Source organism: Profundibacterium mesophilum KAUST100406-0324, assembly GCF_009835145.1.
Classification (GTDB): Bacteria; Pseudomonadota; Alphaproteobacteria; order Rhodobacterales; family Rhodobacteraceae; genus Profundibacterium; species Profundibacterium mesophilum.
Genome location: NZ_APKE01000081.1, coordinates 1 through 777 on the forward strand (window position 1 = coordinate 1; position 777 = coordinate 777).

The 777-nt window shown below is 56.8% G+C and carries 1 protein-coding gene; it reads left to right on the top strand.

All coding sequences use genetic code 11. The annotated features are described in order from the left end of the window. The coding region (locus PMES_RS16310; RefSeq protein WP_201289028.1) for a P63C domain-containing protein at positions 1 to 587 on the top strand (587 nt) is incomplete at its 5' end. Positions 588 to 777: the final 190 nt, after the last annotated feature.

Sequence of the window (777 nt, forward strand, 5' to 3'; positions counted from 1 at the left end):
CCGAAATCTGCGACATTTGGCTTCAAGCAAGACAAGACGGAGCCCTCAATCCCCAGCAGGCAGACAGGGCTCAGGCGGCCGAGATAGTTATGCGTGGGCTAGCGGACCTTGGCATCATCGGGCTCGTTGATGAGGCGACAGGATACCAAGACACCCGAGACCACGACGCGCTTCAGGCGATTCTGGATAAGTACTTGCAGAAGGAATTCGCTGCGTGGGCAAAGCGTTTCCCAGATGCTTTCTACCGAGAAATTTTCAGGCTTCGCGGTTGGAGCTGGAACGCAATGTCAGTGGCCAGACCAGGTGTCGTCGGTAGATATACGAACGACATCGTCTACCAGCGCCTTGCCCCAGGCATTCTTGAGGAATTGCAGGCCATGAACCCGACCACGGAGGAAGGCCGTCGGAGCAGACGTCATCACCAATTCCTCACCGAGGACATCGGGCACCCTGCGCTTGCGCAACACCTACATGCCGTTATCGGTCTGATGCGGGCGTCGGCGACGTGGGAGCAGTTTAAAACAATGTTGGATCGCGCCTTTCCGAAGAAAGGGACGCAGCTAGAACTACTGCTGGACGACGACTGAAGGCCCAAACAGCGAACAACGAGAGAACAAGATCTGACTCGACACGCGGTCTCACGATTCGGTATATGCTAAGAGACGGCTACCGTCACCATATATAGCTCCACGCCCGAGAAAGAGTAGTTCTGGGGGTGCAAGGGGCGGCCCCAGTGGGCCGGGGCATACCCGGATCGCACAAAGGAGCCTAATATGG